This window comes from Frankia sp. CeD (genome assembly GCF_000732115.1).
Classification (GTDB): domain Bacteria; phylum Actinomycetota; class Actinomycetes; order Frankiales; family Frankiaceae; genus Frankia; species Frankia casuarinae.
This window is the reverse complement of sequence record NZ_JPGU01000037.1, coordinates 19,340-41,502: the sequence shown is the minus strand read 5'-3', so window position 1 is coordinate 41,502 and position 22,163 is coordinate 19,340. Positions and strand designations below refer to the sequence as shown.

Annotated in this window: 16 protein-coding genes and 1 pseudogene; 15 read left to right on the top strand and 2 right to left on the bottom strand. The window is 70.6% G+C overall.

Annotated features, from left to right (window positions below; translation table 11 throughout):
- Positions 1 to 284, top strand: a pseudogene (locus tag CED_RS16790) (thiolase domain-containing protein); the annotation flags it as partial.
- Here CED_RS16790 and CED_RS16785 read toward each other — a convergent pair.
- Positions 254 to 2,134 (bottom strand): chloride channel protein, encoded by a 1,881-nt coding sequence (locus CED_RS16785; RefSeq protein ID WP_051868877.1) that lies wholly within the window; start codon positions 2,132 to 2,134, stop codon positions 254 to 256. The pseudogene CED_RS16790 and the gene CED_RS16785 sit on opposite strands and share 31 nt — an antisense overlap.
- 80 nt (positions 2,135 to 2,214) lie before the next feature.
- Between CED_RS16785 and CED_RS16780 the strand changes: the two genes are divergently transcribed.
- The 4 genes from CED_RS16780 (at position 2,215) to CED_RS16765 (ending at position 6,364) form a co-directional block, all read left to right on the top strand.
- Positions 2,215 to 2,751 (top strand): MarR family winged helix-turn-helix transcriptional regulator, encoded by a 537-nt coding sequence (locus CED_RS16780; RefSeq protein WP_011436910.1) that lies wholly within the window; start codon positions 2,215 to 2,217, stop codon positions 2,749 to 2,751.
- Positions 2,752 to 3,063: 312 nt separating this feature from the next.
- A complete protein-coding gene (locus CED_RS16775) occupies positions 3,064 to 3,804 on the top strand; it encodes an SCO family protein (protein WP_035912148.1) in 741 nt (246 codons plus the stop codon).
- Positions 3,801 to 5,153, top strand: coding sequence for a Dyp-type peroxidase (locus tag CED_RS16770; RefSeq protein WP_023841673.1), 1,353 nt, complete (start codon positions 3,801 to 3,803; stop codon positions 5,151 to 5,153). The genes CED_RS16775 and CED_RS16770 overlap by 4 nt, the downstream gene beginning before the upstream one ends.
- Positions 5,154 to 5,179: 26 nt before the next feature.
- Positions 5,180 to 6,364 (top strand): cytochrome c oxidase assembly protein, encoded by a 1,185-nt coding sequence (locus CED_RS16765; RefSeq protein ID WP_011436907.1) that lies wholly within the window; start codon positions 5,180 to 5,182, stop codon positions 6,362 to 6,364.
- An 83-nt stretch (positions 6,365 to 6,447) separates the two neighbouring features.
- Here CED_RS16765 and hpnR read toward each other — a convergent pair whose 3' ends face one another.
- Positions 6,448 to 7,956, bottom strand: coding sequence for a hopanoid C-3 methylase HpnR (hpnR, locus tag CED_RS16760; protein ID WP_035734003.1), 1,509 nt, complete (start codon positions 7,954 to 7,956; stop codon positions 6,448 to 6,450).
- Positions 7,957 to 8,370: 414 nt separating this feature from the next.
- Between hpnR and CED_RS16755 the strand changes: the two genes are divergently transcribed.
- The 10 genes from CED_RS16755 to CED_RS16715 all read left to right on the top strand — a co-directional run bounded on the left by CED_RS16755 (position 8,371) and on the right by CED_RS16715 (position 22,094).
- Positions 8,371 to 10,170, top strand: coding sequence for a thiamine pyrophosphate-requiring protein (locus tag CED_RS16755; RefSeq protein WP_035912145.1), 1,800 nt, complete (start codon positions 8,371 to 8,373; stop codon positions 10,168 to 10,170).
- Positions 10,171 to 10,441: 271 nt separating this feature from the next.
- Positions 10,442 to 12,262, top strand: a complete 1,821-nt coding sequence (locus CED_RS16750; protein WP_035912142.1) for a glycoside hydrolase family 15 protein — start codon at positions 10,442 to 10,444, stop codon at positions 12,260 to 12,262.
- A 260-nt stretch (positions 12,263 to 12,522) separates the two neighbouring features.
- Entirely contained in the window at positions 12,523 to 14,289 is a 1,767-nt protein-coding gene (gene ctaD, locus CED_RS16745) for a cytochrome c oxidase subunit I (RefSeq protein WP_235187117.1), read from the top strand.
- Positions 14,286 to 14,729: a cytochrome c oxidase subunit 4 gene (locus tag CED_RS16740; protein WP_011436902.1), complete on the top strand. Its 444-nt coding sequence runs from the start codon at positions 14,286 to 14,288 to the stop codon at positions 14,727 to 14,729. The genes ctaD and CED_RS16740 overlap by 4 nt, the downstream gene beginning before the upstream one ends.
- An 89-nt stretch (positions 14,730 to 14,818) precedes the next feature.
- Complete coding sequence (locus CED_RS24400; RefSeq protein ID WP_157902540.1) at positions 14,819 to 14,995, top strand: hypothetical protein; 177 nt, start codon at positions 14,819 to 14,821, stop codon at positions 14,993 to 14,995.
- Between the two features lie 110 nt (positions 14,996 to 15,105).
- A complete protein-coding gene (locus CED_RS16735; RefSeq protein WP_051868876.1) occupies positions 15,106 to 15,957 on the top strand; it encodes a ubiquinol-cytochrome c reductase iron-sulfur subunit in 852 nt (283 codons plus the stop codon).
- Positions 15,954 to 17,561 carry a ubiquinol-cytochrome c reductase cytochrome b subunit gene (locus CED_RS16730; RefSeq protein ID WP_035912162.1) on the top strand — a complete coding sequence of 536 codons (1,608 nt, stop codon included), beginning with the start codon at positions 15,954 to 15,956 and terminating at the stop codon, positions 17,559 to 17,561. The genes CED_RS16735 and CED_RS16730 overlap by 4 nt, the downstream gene beginning before the upstream one ends.
- 1,083 nt (positions 17,562 to 18,644) lie before the next feature.
- Positions 18,645 to 19,811, top strand: coding sequence for a pyruvate dehydrogenase (acetyl-transferring) E1 component subunit alpha (gene pdhA, locus CED_RS16725; RefSeq protein ID WP_035912136.1), 1,167 nt, complete (start codon positions 18,645 to 18,647; stop codon positions 19,809 to 19,811).
- Entirely contained in the window at positions 19,808 to 20,797 is a 990-nt protein-coding gene (locus CED_RS16720) for an alpha-ketoacid dehydrogenase subunit beta (protein ID WP_011436897.1), read from the top strand. The genes pdhA and CED_RS16720 overlap by 4 nt, the downstream gene beginning before the upstream one ends.
- 4 nt (positions 20,798 to 20,801) lie before the next feature.
- On the top strand, positions 20,802 to 22,094 hold the full coding sequence (locus CED_RS16715) for a dihydrolipoamide acetyltransferase family protein (protein WP_011436896.1): 1,293 nt from the start codon (positions 20,802 to 20,804) through the stop codon (positions 22,092 to 22,094).
- Positions 22,095 to 22,163: the final 69 nt, after the last annotated feature.

The window sequence follows — 22,163 nt, the reverse complement described above, 5'->3', positions numbered from 1 at the left end:
AGTACGAGGTCGTCGGGTTGTGCCCGCCGGGCGGCGGGGGGCAGGTCATCCTCGGTGGGGTCGTGGACCGGGACGGCACGCTGCCGGTCAACCCCTCCGGGGGGTTGAAGGCCAAGGGTCATCCGGTTGGTGCCACCGGGGTGTCCCAGCATGTGATGGCGGTCCTGCAGCTCACCGGCACCGCCGGGGCGATGCAGATCCCCGGGGCCACCGTCGCCGGGGTGTTCAACATGGGTGGCCTGGCGGTCGCCAACTATGCGAGTGTCCTGGAGCGTGTGCGATGAGTGATCTCACCGGGAAAAGTGACCTGACCCTGAAGGCGGTGTTCGTCGACGCGTTGGACCGGTTCGGTGCGCGTCCCGCCCGTTTCGGCCGGCGGCGGGTAGACGGCGGCAAGTACCGACTGGTGGGTGACCCATCCCGCGACGGTATGGCCGTCGCTGGTGAGCACGGGCAGGCCCGGGGCGCCGGGGTCGTCGGTGAGTGCATGCAGGGCGGTGGCGACACTGTCGTCGACGGTGAGGGCGGGAGGGCGGACAGCGAGGTCGCCAGCGGCGCGCTGCTCGGCCCGGGCGTCGGTCTCGAGGGCGTGGGTGACGGCCGGTGTGGTGATGATCCCCTGGTAGTGCCCGTGTCCGTCGGTGACGGGGCGGGCGGGGAACGGCGAGCCGGCGAGCAGGGCGGCGACCTCGGAGAGGAGCGCGCCGGCCGGGACCGGCGGGGGCGGTGACCGCATCGCGGCGGTGGCCGGGATGGCCCGCAGGCGGCGCAGGTCGTGGGAGGCGTCGAGGTCGACGCCACGGCGGGTCAGCTTCAGGGNGTAGATGGTGTCGGTGCTCAGGAGCCGGCTGGTCAGGGTGGCGACGACGACGGCGGNCATCAGGGGGAGGATGATCGTGTACTCGCCGGTGAGCTCGAACAGGATGAGCACGGCGGTGATGGGCGCGCGGGCCGCGCCGGCGAAGACGGCACCCATGCCGACCAGGGCGTAGGCCCCGACAGGGGCGATGGTGCCCGGGGCGATATGGTGGGCGAGGGTGCCGAAGGCGGCGCCGGTGGACGCGCCGATGAACAGGGACGGGGCGAAGACGCCGCCGGAGCCGCCGATGCCGATGGTGAGACTCGTGGCCACGATCTTCCCGCCGATGAGGACGAGCAGGAACCACAGGGCGTACCCGCCGTGAACGGTGTGTTCGAGGACCGGGTAGCCGACGCCATACATCTGGGGCAGGGCGAGCAGGACGGTGCCGAGGAGCAGGCCGCCGACAGCGGGGCGTAGCCATTCGGGGCCGCGCCAGGCCCAGTCGCAGAGGTCCTCGATGAGATAGAGCAGGCGGGTGAACAGCACGCCGGTTAGGCCGGCCACCACGCCGAGCAGGATGAACAGGGGGNATTCGCCCTGGCTGTGAAGGGCGAAGGTGGGCAGGCTGAGAAAGGGAGTGTCACCGAAGGCGGCGCGCCCGATGACGCTGGCGGTGACGGCGGCCAGCACGACGACGCCGAAGGCCTCGGCGGTGAAGGNCCGCAGGATCACCTCCAGGGCGAACAGGACGCCGGCGACGGGGGCGTTGAAGGTGGCGGCGATGCCGCCGGCGGCGCCGCAGGCGACGAGGATCGGCAGCCGGCGGCCCGGCACGCGCAGGAGCTGGCCGAGAGCCGACCCGAGGGACGCGCCGATCTGCACGATCGGGCCTTCCCGGCCGACCGACCCTCCGGCACCGATGCACAACGCCGAGGCCAGTGACTTCACCGCCGAGACGCGGGGGGAGATGCGGCCGTCGCGTTCGGCGACGGCGGACATCACTTCGGGGACTCCGTGGCCGCGGGCCTCCCGGGCGAACCGGTGGATGAGCGGTCCGTAGACCAAGCCTCCGATCACCGGGACGGCCAGCAGGAACCAGAAACCCAGGTCCGGGATGTGGGGGTTGGGCAGCCGTCCGCCGACCGAGCAGTCCGCCCGGCCGCAGAACACCTCTGTGAAGAGGTTGATCAGCCCGCGGAAGGCGACCGCGCCGAGCCCGACCCCCGCGCCGATCATGACGGCCAGGGCCGCGAGGACGGCGCCGGCTCGGTGCTGGTAGATCTCCGGACGGGCTGCCCATCGGGTGGAGATCCCGCGTGACGTCACCGGCATGTTTGCACCATACAACTGTTGCTTTGTGCTTGCCATGATCCGGTCCGAGTAGNGATCGCGTTGCGCGGTAAAACGGTGACATGGCATGCCCGCCGGATGGCTCCGCCCTGCCGCCCTCGGTTCCCGACCCCGCGGGAGTGCCGGGCGTGGACGTCGACGAGGTCACCGATGCGGTCCTGACGGCATCCCGGCTGCTGGTGGCGGTGTCGGCCCGCTCGATCGCCGCCGTCGGCGAGGATGTCACCCTGCCGCAGTTCCGGATGCTCGTCGTGCTCGCCGGGCGTGGACCGCAACGCGCCGGGGAGCTCGCCGAGTCGCTTGACGTGCACCCCTCCACGGCCACCCGGATGGCCGACCGGCTCGTCGTTGCCGGGCTGATCCTCCGGGTCGGCAACCCGCGTAACCGGCGGGAGGTCATCGTCGAGCTGACCGGGCCGGGCCGGCGCCTCGTCGACGAGGTCACCGCCCGGCGCCGGGCCGAGATCGCGACGATCGTCGCCCGGCTCGCTCCGGACGTGCGGGGCAGCCTGGTCGGCGCGTTGCGCGCCTTCGCGGACGCCGGCGGCGAACCGGCGGCGATATCCGGTCGGGACGCCTCGGCCCTCGGCTGGACCTGACCGGCCTTCGCGGGTGGCCGACAAAATCTTCGACCCAAATCTTCGACGTCACGTAGAACATTCGGTCGGGAAGGCTCCTACACTCTGACGGCATGGAGGCGTCCGCCGGAGCGGGGGCACGCGTGATGCGAACAACCGTGTTCGCCGGCACATGCGTGGCCCTCTCCGCGCTTGCCCATCTCGCCGGGCACGGTTCCGCCCCGGCCGGGCCGGGTGGAGATCCCCTGGGGTATCTCATCCGAATCATCGCCGAAAGTGACGGGTTCGCGTCACACCGTGTCGCCGGGGTAGTACCNAGTCTGGAGTTCTCCCATGCCCTACATGCCGGCGCCTCGCGCCACCCGGTTCCGCCGTGGCCTGTCCACCCCCGCCGGGACCGACCGCCCGTTCCTTCCTCCCGGCCGGACATTCCTCGTTCCCGTCCTCCCCCTCGTCCTTCTCGTCGCTCTCGTAGCGATCTCCAGCTGTTCCTCGGGAGGCTCCTCGGCGGGCCCGTTGGTGCGCGGCGCATCCACGTCACCGAGCGCGGGGATCCGCGGCACCACGCTCGGCGCACCGATCGCGATGCCGGACCTGCGTCTGACGGACACCGCCGGGCGGCCCTACGACCTGCGCCCGCATGCCGCGGGCCGGCTCACCCTGCTGTTCTTCGGCTACACCCACTGCCCGGACATCTGCCCGACGACGATGGCCGATCTCGCCGCCGCGTTGACGCAGGTCTCCCCGGCCGTGCGCCGGCAGACGAGCGTCGTGTTCGTCNCCTCGGNCCNGGCGNGGGACNCCCCGCCGGTGATCCGCCACTGGCTGGACATGTTCGACCACACCTTCGTCGGCCTGACCGGTGACGTGAAGACCATCGACACCGCCGCGCGCAGCGTCGGGGTGCCGCTGGAGCCGCCGCGACGGCAGGCCGACGGGAGCTACACCGTGGACCACGGTGCTCAGGTCCTGGCATTCACGCCGAAGGGCCAGGCGCGTGTCGTCTACCTCGCCGGCACCCCGGTGGCCGACTACGCCCATGACCTCCCGCTGCTCCTGCGGGGCGACGCGTGACCGGCGACGCGCCGACCGACGCGCCGACCGACGCGCCGACCGACGCGCCGACCGGAAGCCCGGGAGCCGCGCCGGTCGACGAGCGCGGACGGCCGGGGCCGGACCGCCGTCGGCTGCTGGGCGGCGCCGGGCTGCTCGGCCTCGGTGGCGGAGTCGTCCTCGGCACGGGGGTCGCCCTGGGCACGCAACGCCTGCTACCGGACCGGCCGAACCCGGTCGAGGCGGCTCGCCGCGCCGCGGTGGCCGCCGTGGCCGGTGACGGCCGTCACCAGCCCGGGATCGCCGAACGGGCCCCCGCGCATCTGATCTTCACCGCCTACGACCTGATCTCGACCGAGCCGACGGCGGTCCGATCCGCCCTCGCCGCGCTGCTGCGGACCTGGACGTCGGCCTCGGCGGTGTTGATGCGCGGCGAACCGACCGCCGGCGCCGAGCGGGACACGGCGGGGCTCGGGCCGGCCGCCTTGACGGTCACCGTCGGGCTCGGCGCGTCAGCGTTGCGCCGCGCCGGCCTCGACACGCGGATTCCCGGTCCGCTCGCGGACATCCCTGCCCTGCCCGGCGACCGGATCGACGCGGCCCGTGGCGGCGGGGACCTCGCCGTGCAGGTCTGCGCGGAGGACCCGATGGTCGCTTACTCGGCGGCCCGCCAACTGCGTCGCATCGCCGCTGCGTACGTCCAGCCCCGCTGGGTGCAGCGAGGGTTCCAGCGCACCGCGGCCGGTGCCGCCGACCCCGATGCCACCCCGCGTAACCTGATGGGGCAGGTCGACGGCACCGACAATCCCCGGCCGGGCACGGCACAGTTCGACCTCGCGGTGTGGGCCGCCGACGGGCCGGCATGGATGCGAGGCGGGACCTACGTCGTCTGCCGGCGGATCCGCATGCTGCTCGACAGCTGGGACCGGCTGACCGAGGCGGCGCAGAGCGAGGTCATCGGCCGGCGCAAGTCCGATGGCGCACCGCTGTCCGCCCCGCCCGCCGACCAGGGCGGGGGCGAGACGACAGCGCCGGACTTCGCCGCCCGCACTGCCGACGGCCGGCCCGCGATCGCCGTCAACGCCCACATCCGACTGGCCCATCCGCAGTTCCACGGCGGCGTCGCGATGTTCCGCCGCGGCTACTCCTACGACGACGGCCTCGACGCCACCGGTGAACCGGACGCGGGGCTGTTCTTCCAGGCCTACCAGGCCGACCCACGTACCGCCTTCGTTCCCGTCCAGCGCGCCCTCGCCGCCTCCGACGCGTTGAGCACCTTCATCCGGCATACCTCCAACGCCCTGTTCGCCATCCCNCCCGCCCCGCCGCCGGGCGGCTTCCTCGCTCAGCAGCTCCTCGATGGCGCATGAGCGCACCCCGACCTCGCGGAGACACCATGACCCGGGACACCTCATCTCTGATCGATCTCGGCGAGCGCGGAAGGCGTGGGCGCCGTGCCCGGGTCGCGCTGGCCGCTGTCACTGTCATGGCGGGGGCGGCGGCCGCGGCCACCTGGTGGACCCGCCGCCAGCCGACGACACCCCTGTTGCCGGTTTCGTGGTGCCGCTGGGGCCAGGGCGACGGGCCGCCCCCGCTGACCCCGGCGCGTCTGGTGGACACCTGGCAGCTTGACGCGGCCGCGCTCGCCTTCCTCGTGCCGGTCACTGTCCTGTACCTGTGGGGCGTCGCCCGGGTCCGCGCCCGCCATCCCGCGCGGTCCTGGCCCTGGCCCCGCACCTGCGCCCACCTCGCCAGTGTCGCGGTGGTGGTCCTCGCGACGAGCAGCGCCGTCGGCGTCTACGATGAAGCGCTGTTCAGCATGCACATGGTCCAGCATCTGATGCTGATCATGGTGGCGCCACCGCTGTTCGTCGCGGGCCGGCCCCTCATCCTCCTGCTGCACGCTGTCGGCAACCCCCTGCACACCAGGGTCCGTAAGATGATCCGCTCATGGCCGGTCAGCGTCCTGGTCTCCCCGCCCGCCGCCCTCGCCGGCTACGCCATCACGATCATCGGAACCCACCTCACCGGCTTCATGAACGAGGCGATGGCCCGGCCCTGGCTCGGCCAGCTCGAACACGTTCTCTACCTCGCTGCCGGCTACCAGTTCTTCGTGCTGCTCGTCGGCGACGAACCGATCCGCTGGCGGTTGTCCATGCCCGGCCGGCTCGCGCTCGTCATCCTGTCCATGGGCGTCGACACCCTCGTCGGCGTCGTCCTGCTACAGTCCCGCACCCCGATTGCCATGGCACCGCACACCTGGGGCAGCAGCCCCCTGCTGGACACTCAGACCGGCGGCGCTATCATGTGGGTCGTCGGTGACGGGATCATGGTTGTGCTCATCGTGCTGCTGTTTCGGGTATGGACGCGTAAACCCGAGCCGGTGCGCCGGGCCCGTTCGAGCTGGCTGGAACGGGCCCGTACCGCGACCTTTGCCACCCACACCGGCCACGAACCCGCCCCCACCACCATGGTGGTCGCCAGACCGGCCGCCCGGGCGCGATCCGTCGACCTCGACGATGATGAGGCGAGCTGGCGGGCGTACAATGACTGGCTCGCTCGCCTGGACACGACCCGTTGACCTGGGCGGGCACGACCGTTGACCGGTGCGACCGCGGTAGCCGAGACCGTGGCAGCCTCAGCGGCAGGACCGCCTCCCGGTCGTCATGGATCGGTCCTCTCCCGTTCCCTGCTCGCCACTGGGTGGCGAGCGGCGGGCTGATGGACGTACAGCTCGCGCCGCCGCGGGGTCATGGCCGCGGGGACGGGCTCCGGCAGCCGGTAGCGGGCGGGATGCTGGTGCTCGGCGTACAGCCGGCCGGCATTGTAGACCCGGGGGAATTTCCAGAGCATCCGTGGGAAGTTCGTCTGGCCACGCGCCAGGTTCGCGGCGACGATCCGGGCGGTCGCGGCAAGCGCCTTCGCGCCCAGGTGTTTGCGGTTGAGGACCGCCTGGGTGGCGACGAGCTCGCGGTAGAAGCGGTCGAGGGGGAGCCGGGTGGGGACGACGGCGTGCTGGATGTCGAACAGCCGGTAGTCCAGGGTGGTGAGCCGCCGGGACTGGGTGTGCCAGATCTCCGTACCCGGATAGGGGGTGCACACCGTGAGATGCACGATTTCCGGCACCGACAACGCCCATTCGCGGACGAGACGGAACTGCTTCTCGTCCCAGTCCGGGTCGGCGATGAGGTTCACCGCGACCGTGATGCCGATCTTTCGGGCAACTTCGAGGGCGCGGATGTTCTCGTCCGGGGAGATCCGCTTGTGGTAGAGGTCCAAGCCGTCCGCGTCGAGGGCTTCCATGCCCAGAAACATGTATTCGAGGCCGAGGCGGCGCCAGCGCTCGAACACCTCGGGATGGCGCAGCAGGACGTCGCTACGGGTTTCCAGATAGTACCGTTTGCGAATCCCTCGGCGTTCGACCTGATCGGCGATGGCCATGCCGTGTTCAGGCCTGATGAAGGCGACGTCATCGACGATGAAGACGTTCGGTTCCCGGATGGCGGACAGTTCCTCGCCGGCCGCGTCCGGGGAGAGGCGGCGGTAGCTGCGGCCGTAGAAGGTCCAGGCGCTGCAGAAGGAGCAGTCCCATGGGCAGCCGCGAGTGAACTCGACCGAGGCGCACGGGTCCAGTTCCCCGATGAAGTAGCGGCGGCGGTGGGCCAGCAGATGGCGGGCCGGTAGCGGCTCGTCGAGGCCGGGTAGCAGGGCCGGGGNCGGGCCCGCCCCGTCGGCGGTGACCGCGCCCGGGACGTCCGCGAGACGGGCGCGGTCGGCTTCGAGGATGCGTGGGGCGACCACTTCGCCCTCGCCGCGCGCGACCACATCGAGTGCGCCGTCGCACTGCTTCAGCAGGTGCTCGGCGATGAAGGAGACGCTGTGGCCGCCGGCCACGACCAGGCAGTCGGGCAGTTCCCGCTTCGCCCGGTGCGCGAACTCGATGACCTCGGGGACGTTCGCGAGATAGTTCACCCCGAACATCACCGCGTCGGGACGGCACTTTCGCAGGTGGCGCGCGTAGGCGGCCGGTTTCTCCACCTGAAGATCGAGCATGCTCACCTCGTGGCCCGCGGCGAGCAGCGCGGCCGCCACCCGTTCCAGCCCCAGCGGTTCGAGCCGTAGGAAGATCTTCGAGTACATCAGCGCGCTGGGATGAACCAGCAGGACACGCATGTTGCTCCTCTCGCCTGTTCGGGGACGGATCTAGGTGTTCGAGGGCGGGCCTGGGCGGATCGGACTGATGCGGACTGATGCGGTCCCGCCCCGAACGTGCGTGCCGGGGACCCTGCGTGCCGGGTACTGCCCGTGGGTCGCCCGTGGGTCGCTCTCCGCCCGGGCGCCGACTCCGCGTCGCCTGTCATCTTCCTGTTCCTGCCCCGGGATGCCGGCATGACTCGGGAACGAACCTTACATTCGGCTGACAATGACGTCGGTGCGTCGGGCGACGGTCCTTCAACGGCACGAGAGACCGGCCGGGACCGGCCGCGACGAACGGGTTTGACGGTGGCGTGCACCGTCCATACCCAGACTCACGGTGCTGGTGCGAGCGGCGGTCGGCTGATCGATGGGNGGGAGGGAAGCGCAGCTATGTCACAGGTCGCGGACTATGTCCTGCAGCGGTTGACCGGCTGGGGNGTTCACCGCATATTCGGCTATCCCGGGGACGGCATCAACGGCTTCCTCGGGGCTTTCGACCGGGCCGGCGGTGATCCTGGGTTCCTGCAGACCCGGCACGAGGAGATNGCGGCGTTCATGGCCTGCGCGCACGCCAAGTTCACCGGTGAGGTAGGCGCGTGTGTCGCGACCTCCGGCCCGGGGGCGATCCATCTGCTCAACGGTCTCTACGACGCCCGGCTCGACCATCAGCCGGTGCTGGCGATCGTCGGCCAGCAGCGGCGGNCCTCCCTCGGCGCCCACTACCAGCAGGAAATCGATCTGATCTCGCTGTTCAAGGACGTCACCGAGTACGTGCAGTACTGCATGGCCCCGCCCAGCGCCCGTCATCTCGTCGATCGGGCGATGAAGACAGCGCTGTCCAGCCGGGCGCCGGTCTGCCTGATCTTCCCGGAGGATGTCCAGGAGGAGAAGTACACCGAGCCTCCGCATGAGCACGGGGCGGTGCGGACCAGCATTGGCTGGACGAAACCACGCATCCTGCCGGATCCGGACGAGGTGCGCCGCGCCGCCGCCGTGCTGAATCGGGGCCGCCGGGTGGCGATGTTGATCGGGCAAGGGGCGGCCGGCGCCCGCGAGGAGGTGACGGAGGCCGCCGACCTGCTCGGCGCGGGTGTCGCCAAGGCCCTGCTCGGCAAGGATGCGCTCCCCGATACCCTGCCGTTCGTGACCGGCCCCATCGGGCTGCTCGGCAGCGAAGCCAGCCACAAGATGGTGATGGGCGCCGACACGCTCCTCCTGGTCGGGACGAGCTTCCCCTACTCGGAGTGGCTGCCGCGGGAGGGCCAGGCCGCCGGCGTCCAGATCGATATCGACGGCCGGATGATCGGTATTCGTTATCCGATGGATGTTCATCTCGTCGGCGACGCGGCCGAGACGCTGCGCCAGTTGATTCCCCTGCTCATCCGCAAGGAGGACCGTTCCTGGCGGCGGTTCATCGAACGGGAGGTGGCGACCTGGCAGCGGGTGCTGGCGGACCGGGCCAGGCTGCGGGCGGATCCGATGAACCCGCNGATCGTCGCGTACGAGTTGGACAAGCGACTGCCCGATAACGCGATCCTCACCGCGGACTCCGGGTCGGCGACCACCTGGTGGGCCCGTTACCTGCGCATCCGTGGGGACATGAAGGCGTCGTTGTCGGGAACCCTGGCGACCATGCTGCCCGGAGTGCCCTACGCGGTGGCGGCGAAGCTGGCCTATCCGGAACGACCGGTGATCGCGTTCGTCGGCGACGGGGCGTTCTCGATGCTGGGCATGAACGAGCTGTTCACGGTCAAGCGGTACTGGGAGAGGATGAACACCGATCCGCGGCTGGTGTTCACCGTGTTCGTGAACGAGGACCTCAACCAGGTCTCCTACGAGCAGCNGGTGATGGCGGGTGATCGGATCAATGTCGAGACGCAGAAGATCCCGTATGTGCCGGCGGCGGATTTCGCCCGGCTCCTCGGTTTCACCGGGATCCGCTGCGACTCGCCGGACAAGATCGGTGCCGCGTGGGAACAGGCGCTGGCTGCGGACCGGCCGGTTGTGCTTGAGGTCGTTGTCGACGCGAAGGTGCCGCCGCTGCCGCCGCACGTCCGGCCCGAGCAGATGCGCAAGACCGCCCGGGCGTTCCTGCAGGGCGACCCAGAGGCCGTCGGCATCGCCGTGCAGGGCTTCAAGGGCAAGTGGCAGGAGGCGAGGGAGCACCTCCCGCACGCCGCCCGCAGGTAGTTTCCCCACCTGCGATCTGCCCGTTCCCGCCACCCCGCCCCGGGGAGGCCATCCCCTACCTCGGGCCCCTACCTCGGGAGGTAGCCGCTGTGCCGGCGATCGAGCGCCTGGGCATCGCGGCCTGTGCCGTGCCGAGGTGCCGTGTCGGCAGCTGTCGTGCCGGCAGCGGAACCCCTACGTCGTGCCGACAGCCGAGGGAGTGACAGCCCGGTCCGGGGAGTGGCGGGGCAGGGAAGGGGGCGGGCATGCCGGATGTGGAGGGCACGCGCCGATGACAGCGGAGCGGAGCGAGCGGGACGATAATCCGGGGCTGGTGCCGACGCTGCGTGAGTTCGCCCTGCTCGCGGACGGGGAACGGGGTGCGCTGATCGGCCCGGACGGCCGCGTGTGTTGGATGTGCGTGCCCTCGTGGGCGGACGACGCGGTGTTCTCGACGCTGATCGGTGGCGCCGGCTCCTACTCGGTGACTCCGGCGACCGCCTTCACCTGGGGCGGTTACTACGAGGACCGGTCGTTGATCTGGCACAGCCGGTGGGTGACGCGGGCGGGCGTGGCGGAGTGCCGGGAGGCTCTCGCCCTCCCCGGGCGGCGGCACCGTGCGGTGCTGCTGCGCCGGATTCTCGGGGTCGAGGGGACCGTGCCGGTGCGGGTGACGCTGGATCCGCGTCCNGGGTTCGGCCGGCGGGCGGTGGCGGGGCTGCGGCAAGACGGGCTGGACGGGCCGGACGGGCCGGACGGGGTGGAGGCCTGGTGCGGGCGAGTCGGCGAGCTGGAGCTGCGCTGGTCGGGACGGCTCGCGGCGGTCGCCCGGATCGACCATGATGCGGGCGGTGGCAGTCTCGTCGCGGAGCGCCTGGTGCGGGCCGGCGACTGTCTCGATCTTGTGCTGGAGCTCGGTGAGCTGCCGGCGGACCGTCCGGNCCCGGACGTGCTGTGGGCCGAGACGAAGCGGGCCTGGCGGTCCGCGGTACCGGAGCTGCCGAGCCTGGCCGGTGTCCGCGACGCTCAGCACGCGGTCGCGGTGCTGCGCGGGCTGACCGGCGGCGGGCACGGGATGGTGGCCGCGGCCAGCATCTCCCTGCCCGAGCGGGCCCGTCAGGGCCGCGACTACGACTATCGGTATGTCTGGATCCGAGATCAGTGCTACGCGGGGCTGGCGGCCGCGCGGGCCGGCCTCGACGGGCTGCTCGACGACGCCGTCACGTTCGTCACCGAACGGCTGTTGGCGGACGGCCCGAACCTGCGTCCGGCCTACACCGCCCGCGGTGGCCCGATCCCGGACGAGCGCCGACTCGATCTGCCGGGGTACCCCGGCGGCGACGACGTGGTCGGGAACAAGGTCGGCCACCAGTTCCAGCTGGACGTCTTCGGGGAGGCGGCGCTGCTGCTGGCGGCCGCGGCGCGGCGGGGCCGGCTGACCGATGACGCCCGGCGGGCCGCGGCGGTGACCGCCGGGGTGATCGCGGCACGCTGGCGGATCCCGGACACAGGGGTCTGGGAGCTGGAGCCGCGGCACTGGACGCACAGCCGGTTGACCTGCGCGGCAGGGCTGCTCGCCTTGGCCGGCGTGGACGGCGCCGGGGTGGGGGAGGCCGACGGCTGGCGGGCGCTGGCAAGGCGGCTGCTCAGCGCCGCCCGCGAGGAGATGCGGCATTCGAGCGGGCGCTGGCAGCGGGCGACCGACGACCCGCGGGTGGACGCGGCGCTGCTGCTGCCCGCGGTGCGGGGAGCGGTCGACGTCCGCGACCCGGTGTCGGTGGCGACGCTGCGGGCGGTGGCCGAGCAGCTGACCGACGACGGCTACGTCTACCGATTCGATCATGCCGGGATCCGGCTCGGGGTGGCCGAAGGGGCCTTCCTGCTGTGCGGCTTCTGGCTGGCGCTGGCCTACCACCGTGCCGGCCGGCACGATCAGGCCCGGCGGTACTTCGAGCGTGGCCGCGCCGCCTGCGGGCCGCCCGGCATCTACGCCGAGGAGTTCGATGTCACTCAGCGCCAGCTGCGTGGCAACATTCCCCAGGCGTTCGTCCATGCCCTGGTTCTGGAGACTGCCGCCACCCTCCGACCCCTCGACGGCACCGACCCGGGATGAGGCGTCTCGGTCACGGCCCGGCGGCGGTCGCGGATCTGTGGGGAGTGGATTTTCCGGTGGCCGGGCGTTTCAACGCGGCGGAGGTTGGTAGAGACGTGATGCACTGCCGGTACATCCATACGCCGACGAGCGGGTGAGCCATTCGTAGCGGGTGATCCTGGCGGCATGTCCGGTTGTCGAGACCGCCCGTTTTCGCTGGCTTGAATAGTATGCGAGGAGGAACTCGTGCCCGACGTGGCCGTGTCTGGTCGGATGGCCCGATGACGGTCGAGGTCCGTCCTTTTCCGCCGAGTGTCGGGGAGCAGCGAGGGGAGCCGCCGACGGCCCTGGACATCCTCGGTACGACCGATCACAAGTCGATCGGTCTGATGTATCTGGTGACCTCGTTCGGGTTCTTCCTATTCGCCGGGATCCTCGCGATGCTNATGCGGGGGGAACTGGCCCGGCCCGGTCTACAGATCGTCTCGAACGAGCGGTACAACCAGTTTTTTACGATCCACGGCACGGTGATGATGCTGTTGTTCGCGACCCCGCTGTTCTCCGCGTTCGCGAACTATCTTGTCCCGTTGCAGATCGGGGCGCCTGACATCGCCTTCCCCCGGTTGAACGCCTTGGGCTACTGGCTGTATCTGGTCGGCGGTCTGATCGTCGTCTCCGGGTTCCTGACCCGGGGCGGGGCGGCGGACTTCGGCTGGTTCGCGTACTCCCCGTTGACCTCGGCGCAGTACTCGCCGCACCTCGGCGGTGATCTGTGGGCGGTGGGCCTGGTGATGTCCGGGCTGAGCACCGTGCTGGCGAGCGTCAACTTCATCACCACGATCATCACGCTGCGCGCGCCGGGCATGCTCCTGTTCCGAATGCCGATATTCACCTGGAACGTGCTGATTACGTCGGTGCTGGCGCTGCTCGCGTTCCCGGTCCTCACCGCGGCCCTGCTGGCGCTGGAGGCCGATCGCCGGTTCGGCGCCCACGTGTACGACGCGAGCAACGGAGGAGCGATCCTCTGGCAGCACCTTTTCTGGTTCTTCGGTCATCCCGAGGTCTACATCGTCGCGCTGCCCTTCTTCGGCATCGTCACGGAGATCCTGCCGGTGTTCAGCCGTAAACCGATTTTCGGGTACCGGGGGTNGGTCTTCGCGACCGTGGGAATCGGCGCGCTGTCGATGGCGGTGTGGGCGCACCACATGTTCGCGACCGGTGCCGTGCTGCTGCCGTTCTTCTCTCTGCTGTCCTTTCTGATCGCCGTCCCGACCGGGGTGAAGTTCTTCAACTGGATCGGCACCATGTGGCGCGGAACGATCATCCTGAACACGCCAATGCTGTTCTCGATCGGATTCCTTATCACCTTCCTGTTCGGTGGGCTGACCGGGGTCACCCTGGCCAGCCCACCCATCGACTTTCACGTCACCGACAGCTATTACGTCGTGGGTCATCTGCACTATGTCCTGTTCGGGACAATCGTCTTCTCCGCGTTCGCCGGTGTGTACTTCTGGTTCCCCAAGGTGACGGGAAGGTTCCTGAACGAGAAGTTGGGGAAGCTGCACTTCTGGAGTCTTCTCGTCGGTTTCCACGTGACGTTTCTGCCGATGCACTGGCTGGGTGTCAGGGGAATGCCGCGGCGGGTCGCCGACTACCTGCCCACCGACGGTTTCACCACGCTGAACACGATCGAGAGTGCCGGCTCCTTCCTGCTCGGCCTGTCCACCCTACCGTTTCTGTACAATGTTTGGCGGTCGCTGCGGCATGGTGACCCGGCGACCAGTGGTGACGCCTGGGGCTACGGGAACTCGTTGGAATGGGCGACGTCCTGCCCACCACCGAAGCACAACTTTCACCAGATACCCCGTATCCGATCCGAGCGGCCGGCCTTCGACCTGAACCACCCCCGGCAGGGGCCGGAGGGGCGGGAAGGTCGCCAGCGGCAGCCGCGCCGGGNCGACCAGAGGCACCGGCGCGAGCTGGCCTCCGTCGAGGGGGAGACGGCCTCGCGGCGTGATACCGCGGTGGACCCGGACGCGGCCGGGTGATTACCTCCGCCCGGCTGTTCGCCGTTCTGGCTCTGTTCTTCCTGGTCACCGGCGGGGTGTACCTGTTCACCGGACATGACCCGGCAGGTGCGGCCGCGCTCATCTTCAGCATGGTGATGAGCCTGTTGGTCGCTGGATTCCTCTGGTACACCGGCCGGCGCAGCCGCCTGCCCGCCGACGACAGCCAGATCGAGATCCCCGAGGGGGCCGGTGACATCGGCTTCTTCAGCCCGTTCAGCTACTGGCCGGCGGCGATTGCGGTCAGTTTCGGGCTGCTCCTGCTGGGGCCGATCATCAGCTACTGGCTGCTGTTCATCGGTGGCGTGCTGACCGCGATCACCATCGTGGGCCTGGTGTTCCAGCACGAATCCACCGATGAGAAGAACTCGCAGGACGCCGCCCGGGGTCACGGCACCTCCGCACCGGGCGAGGGCCGGTGATGGTCGATACAGGGGCGCCGGTGAAGGCCGGTGAAGGCCGGTGGGGGCCGCCACGGCGGCGTACGGCGATGAGCCCGAAGGAGGAGTATATGATCTTTCCACGCGGTCTGGCGCTCTCTGCGGCGTTCGCGACGCTTGCCGGTGCGCTGTTCGCTGTCGATGCCGTGGTCGTGACGAGCCGGGCACTGGGTGACACCCTCGTGCTCGCCGGCGCCGTGTTCGCCTTCGGGGGCGTGATGGCACTGCTTCCGCGGGGACGGCGTTGACTCCGGCGGGCTCCGCCGACGCGGAGCGACCGCAGCGACCGCAGCGACCGCAGCGACCGCAGCGACCGGCTGGACCAGACGGGGCAGCCCGGCCCGGCGGGCCCGGGGGCGTGGCGGGGATAGCGGCCTGCCTGTCGCTCTCGCTCGTCGGCGCGGTGGCGTTCGCGGTGGTGAACTTCACCGGCCGGACGGGCACCGTCGGCTACAACGCGCTGCTCGGTCTCTCCCTGGGGTTGGCCATCATCGCCGCCGGCATCGGCGCGGTGCTGTGGGACAAGCGTCTCATCCCCCAGGAGGAGGCGGTCGAGGAACGTCACCCCATGGTCTCGCCGGGCGCCGAGGAGGCGGCCACCCAGCAGACCGTGGACCGGGTCGTGGCCGAGACAGGGCTGCGCCAGTTGCCGGTGCTGCGCCGGCTCGTGCTCGCCATGCTCGGCGGTTTCGGGGNGATAGCCGTGGTGCCGCTGCTCAACCTGGTCAGGCGGGCCCCGCATCGGGACCTGTTCACCACCCGCTGGTCACCCGGGGCGCGGCTGGTGACGCCGGAGGGCCGGCCGGTGCGCCTTGGCGACCTGGCGATCGGCGGCATCCTCACCGTGCTGCCTGAGGGGCATCTCGGCCTCGACGCCCAGGCGGACAGCGCGGCGCTGCTGATCAGGCTGCCCCCGGGACTGGCCACCCCGCCCCGGCAGGCCGCGGNCGGGTACGACAACCACGTCGCGTTCTCGAAGATCTGCACCCATGCGGGCTGCCCGGTGAGCATGTACATGAGCCAGCCGCATCAGCTCCAGTGCCCGTGCCACCAGTCGGTCTTCGACATGACCGACCTGGCCAGGCCGATCTTCGGCCCGGCGACCCGTGCCCTGCCCCAGCTGCCCGTCACGGTCGACGCCGATGGGTGTTTCCGAGCCCGGTCGGATTTCCCCGAACCGGTCGGGCCCGGCTTCTGGAGCCGCTCATGACCGCCACCACCGGCTCCGGGACCTCCACGCGGCGCGCGGACCGTCCCGGGCGGGAATCGCCGGGCCCCGGGCGGGAATCGCCGGTGACCGCTGCCGGTCACAAGGCGGTCGGATTCATCGACCGGCGCCTGGGCAGCGCGAGGTTCCTGCGCAGCGTGATGAACAAGGTCTTCCCCGACCACTGGTCCTTCATGATCGGCGAGATCGCGCTCTACAGCTTCGGCGTGCTCGTGGCCACCGGGGTCTACCTGACGTTCTTCTTCGAACCCAGCGAGCAGCAGACCGTCTACGACGGCTCCTACGTGCCGCTGCGCGGGGTGACGATGAGCCGTGCCTACGCCTCGACCCTCGACATCTCCTTCGACGTCCGCGCCGGCCTGGTCATCCGCCAGATCCACCACTGGGCGGCGCTGCTGTTCGTCGCGGCGATCATCGTGCACCTGTGCCGGATCTTCTTCACCGGCGCCTTCCGTCGCCCCCGGGAGATCAACTGGCTGATCGGGGTGAGCCTGCTGCTGCTCGCCATCGCCGAGGGCTTCGCCGGCTACTCCCTGCCCGACGACCTGCTGTCCGGGACCGGGGTGCGTATCGCCTACGCGATCGCCGAGTCCATCCCCGTCGTGGGAACCTGGATCGCCTGGGGCTTCTGGGGTGGCGAGTTCCCCGGCACGCACTTCATCACCCGGCTCTACGTGGTGCACATCCTGCTCGTCCCGGGTCTCCTCCTCGCGCTGATCGGCGCCCACCTGGGGATCCTGTGGCACCAGAAGCACACCCAGTTCCCCGGCCCTGGCCGGACGGAGGACAACGTTGTCGGTAGCCGGCTGTTCCCCGGCTACGCCGCCAAGTCGGTCGGTTTCCTGCTCATCACCGCCGGCCTGCTCGCGGTGCTCGGCGGCGTCGCGCNGATCAACCCGGTCTGGGCCTACGGCCCGTACACCCCCATGGACGTCTCCTCGCTGGCGCAGCCGGACTGGTACGTCGGGTTCCTCGAGGGCTCGCTGCGGCTGTTCCTGCCCTGGGAGTACCGGGGCCTCGGCCACGACGTCCCGCCCGTACTCTGGCCGGGGGTGGTCCTGCCGGGAGTGCTGTTCGGCCTGCTCGCGGCCTACCCGTTCCTGGAGGCGCTGGTCACCCGGGATCATGATCAGCACAACCTGCTGCAACGCCCCCGCCATCACCCCGACCGCACCGCGTTCGGGGTGATGGCGCTGACCTTCTACGGCGTCCTGCTGCTTGCCGGCGGCGACGACGTGTTCGCCCTCGTCCTGCACCTGTCCCTCAACGCCGTCGTCTGGGCCGGCCGCATCGGCCTGCTGGTGCTGCCACCCTTCGCCTTCTATGCCACCCGCAGGCTCTGCCGCGCCGCTGCCGCCCGCGAACGCCGGCAGGCGGCCGCTCCCGAAGAGACCGGCTGGATCCGCCTCGAACCCGCCGGCCGGTACACCGAGGTCGAACTGCCGAAACCCTCGGCCCCGGCACCCGCCCTCGCCGCCGCCGAGCGAGTCCCACCCGCCATCGAAGGCCCCACCAGTGGCCGCCAGCGCGGGCAGGCCCGCCTCCGTCGCGCCGTCGTCGGCTTCTTCACCCGTCCCCGCGCCTAGCATTCGGCCGGCGGGGGCCCATAATGGGTATTCCCGGAACGCAAGCATCAGCCAACAGGCGACCACCATTTGAACGGCGCGCCGAGAGGATCAACTCGCCTGGCCCAACCAATAAAAACTTGGCGCGGGCTCGGAGAGCAACGTAACAGCCGTCGAAGGCACTTTCGGCGGGCTCCCACGAGACGCTGGTCACAGCGGAGAACCGATGTCCAGGGAAATTCAACCGACAAACATGGCATCGAAACAGCCGGGTACTTCCGCGGCGAGCGGTACTGGCCGGCTCGTTCGGTGAACGTCGCGCTGCGCACTTCACGCCCGCCGGGGCCCGACTCGGCGAGGATCGGGCCCGCACGGCCCTGACCAGGCAGATTCACTCCTGTCGCCGGTGAGATGACAATCACCTCAAGCCCTCGGGGTCGNTTTTCCACCGGTTACGTCAGACTCGCTNCCCCCGCCTCTTCGGCGAGTCGACCTACGAAAGTATTTCTACCTGATGCGCGGCGCGCTCCACGCATTAATGCCATGCCGGAGCCCGCACGATGACTATCAAGGTGATTATGGACACGATCCAGCCGCCGACGGGGGATGGAAAATCAGAGGACCAGAGCCGAGAAGTTGAGCGGAGGAGGATCGTGACCACGGACGGCGCCCGAACCGGGCAAGCCGGCGAACCGGGACAGCTCAAGCGAGGCCACGGCTCCCCGTACCTCGCTTCCTGATCGTCGAACCTGGCCTGGGCGGCTCATCCGGACGGTGAGAAGCACCTCTCGTCCTGGCCAGGCTGTTACTCAGGTCCCGCAGCTCGACTCGGAGTCCGACGTCCGAGGTCCGGCGTCCGCGTCCGGAGCTCGAGACCGCGAGCCAGCACGCATCGAGGACCGCTGGCCGAGCGGACCTTACTGCTGATCGTGCACCGGCGCTCCACTTCCGCGAGACCGACCAGGCCCGATGGTGGACGACTCCTCCCCAGTTCGTCCGCCAGCCCACGGACAGCTCCGACCTGCATCAGCAGCCGGTCAACGGCGGCGTAGACCTGACCGGAATCCCCGAACCCTTTCCGCCACCAACTGCCGAAGGTGGACCATGACAATCCTCGACGACAGCACCGCGCCCGGCTTCGTCGGGCCGCCGAGCTCCCACGGTCCGCGTCGTGACCCGGCTCCGCTCCTGCCCGACCCCGAGCCGGTCCGGGTCCTCGGCACGGAGGCGGTGGGGAAGGTCGACACCGATCTGCTGCGCGTCCTGTACCACCGTCTGGTGCTGGGACGGCGCTTCAACCAGCAGGCCACGACCCTGGCCAGGCAGGGCCGCCTCGCCGTGTACCCGGCGTCCACCGGCCAGGAGGCATGCCAGATCGCCGCGGCCATGGTGCTGCGGGAGTCGGACTGGCTGTTCCCCAGCTACCGCGACACGCTGGCGGTGGTGTCGAGGGGCGTGCGCCCGGTGGACGCGCTGACGCTGATGCGCGGGAACGCGCACAGCGGCTACGATCCGCGGGAGCACCGGATCGCGCCGCTGTCGACTCCGCTGGCCACCCAGGCCTGCCATGCGGTGGGCCTGGCCCACGCCGCTCGCCTGCGCGCGGCCTCGGATCCGTGGGCGGCGGAGGACGTCGTGGCGCTTGCCCTGATCGGCGACGGCGGCACCAGCGAGGGCGACTTCCACGAGGCGCTGAACTTCGCCGGGGTGCTGAACGCGCCAGTGGTGTTCCTGGTACAGAACAACGGCTATGCGATTTCGGTGCCGCTGGCCCAGCAGTCCGCGGCGCCGACGCTGGCACACAAGGCGGTGGGCCATGGGATCATCGGTCGTTTGGTGGACGGCAACGACGCGCCCGCGGTGCACGGTGTGCTGCGCGCGGCGGTCGAGCACGCGCGGTCGGGTCGCGGCCCGGTGCTGGTCGAGGCGGTCACCTACCGGCTGGAGGCGCACACCAACGCCGACGACGCGACCCGCTACCGCACCTCGGAGGAGGTCGCCGCCTGGCAGGCCCGCGATCCGCTGACGCTGCTGGAGCGGCAGCTACGCAAGGCCGGTCTCCTCGACGACGCCGGCGTCGCCGCAGTCGCGCGGGCCGCCGAGGAACTCGCCGCCGAGATGCGCGCCCAGTTCGATCGTGTGCCTGATCTCGATCCGGGCTCACTGTTCACGCACGTCTATGCCCAGCCGACCAGCCAGCTTCGTGAGCAGGCCGCCGAGCTGATGGCCTGGCAGGCCGCGGACGCAGCCAAGAGCGACGACGCACGATGAGCGCCGCGACCATGGTGCGGGCCCTCAACGCCGCGCTGCGCGACTCGCTGCGCGAGGACGCGCGCGTCCACATCCTCGGCGAGGACGTTGGCACTCTCGGCGGCGTCTTCCGAGTCACCGACGGCTTGGCTGCCGAATTCGGCGCGCAACGCTGCCTGGACACCCCCCTGGCCGAGGCAGGCATCCTCGGTACCGCCGTGGGCATGGCCATGTACGGCCTGCGGCCCGTCGTGGAGCTGCAGTTCGACGCCTTCGCCTACCCCGCGTTCGAGCAGCTCGCGTCGCATGTGGCCAAGATGCGTAACCGCACGGCCGGGAAGACCACGCTGCCGATCACCATCCGCATCCCGTACGGCGGCGGCGTCGGCGGCGTCGAGCACCACAGCGACTCCAGCGAGGCCTACTACGCGCACACCCCCGGCCTGCACGTCGTCACCCCCGCCACCGTCGCCGACGGCTACGGGCTGCTCCGCTCGGCGATTGCCTCGGACGACCCGGTGGTGTTCCTGGAGCCCAAGCGGCTCTACTGGTCCACGGACGAGCGGTCCACGGACGACTTCTCTGCGGCCGAGGTGCCGCCGATCGGCCGGGCGGTGGTCCGCCGGACCGGTACCTCGGCGACCCTCCTGACCTACGGCCCCTCGCTCCCCGTGTGCCTCCAGGCGGCGGCGGCCGCGCGCTCGGAGGGCTGGGACCTGGCGGTGGTCGACCTGCGCTCGCTGGTCCCCTTCGACGACGAGACGGTCTGCGAGGCGGTCCGCGCCACCGGGCGCGCCGTTGTGGTCCACGAGGCCGCGGGTTTCGGCGGGGTCGGTGCGGAGATCGCTGCCCGCGTCAGCGAGCGGTGCTTCCACCACCTTGCCGCCCCCGTCCTGCGGGTCACCGGCTTCGACATCCCTTACCCGCCCCCCATGCTCGAACATCACTACCTTCCCAGCGTCGACCGCATCCTCGACGCCGTCGCCCGACTCCAGTGGGAGCAGTGACACCGTGGCCGCGGTACGCGAATTCCCCCTCCCCGACCTCGGCGAGGGCCTGACCTCCGCCGAGGTCGTCCGCTGGCTTGTCGGCGTCGGGGACGTCATCACCGTCGACCAACCCGTAGCCGAGGTCGAGACCGCCAAAGCCGTCGTCGAGGTGCCCTGCCCCTACGCCGGCGTCGTCACCTCCCTCGCGGGCCTGGCCGGTACCAGTGTCCCGGTCGGCACACCACTGATCACCGTGGCCGTCAGCGAGCCGGCAGCAGGGCGAACGGGCTCCGGGAACATCCTCGTCGGTTACGGCACCAGCACGGAACCCCCCCGAACCCGCCGCCGACGACGCGTCGGCGCTCCCGGAGCGCCCCCCGTACCGGCGCTCACCCCGACTCCCGGACCGGCGACGCCACTCGGGCCTTCCGCCCAGACCGTGGTCAAGGTCGTCTCGCCCCTCGTTCGCCGCTTCGCCCGCGAGAACTCCGTCGATCTCCGAAAACTCGTCGGCACCGGCCCGGACGGGCTGATTCTGCGCAAGGACGTGGAGAGTGCCATCGCCCCGCGTTCCGCTCCGTCGCGCCCGGCGGAGACCGACTCGACCGTCGTCCCGCTGGACCCGCTGGCGCGGCGCGCGGCGGAGACGTTCGCGCGCAGCAGGCGCGAGGTGCCGGACGCCACCTGCTGGGTCGACACGGATGCCACCGCGCTGCTCGCCGCCAAGGACACCCTCAACGACACCCGCAACGCTGGGGGCGCCGAGCCCAGAATCGGTCTCCTGGCGATCCTGGCCCGCATCTGCGTCGCCGCCCTGGTCCGCTTTCCCGCACTCAACTCCGCCGTCGTCACCGACGCGGACGGCCGCGCGACCGGCGTGCGCCACCACGCCGCCGTCCACCTGGGATTCGCCGCCCAGACCCCGCGCGGCCTGGTCGTGCCCGTGGTGCACCACGCTCAGGGCCTGACCACCGCTCGACTGGCCGCCGAGATCGCCCGGTTGACCGCCGCCGCCCGCGCGGGCACGCTCACTCCCGCCGAGTTGACCGGCGGCACGTTCACGCTCAACAACTACGGCGTCTTCGGTGTCGACGGCTCCACGCCCATCATCCACCACCCCGAGGCCGCGATGATCGGCATCGGCCGGATCGTCCCCAGGCCCTGGGCGGTGGACGGCGAACTGGCGGTCCGCAGGATCGTGCAGCTTTCGTTCACCTTTGACCACCGAGTCTGCGACGGCGCCACCGCCGGGTCCTTTCTGCGCTTCGTCGCCGACGCGGTCGAAGACCCCACGGTGCTGCTGCGCCACCTCTGACCACCGCACCTCTGACCACCGCCTTACCAGCAGGCGATGACCGTTGCCCGCCCCGGTCCTAGGAGGTCT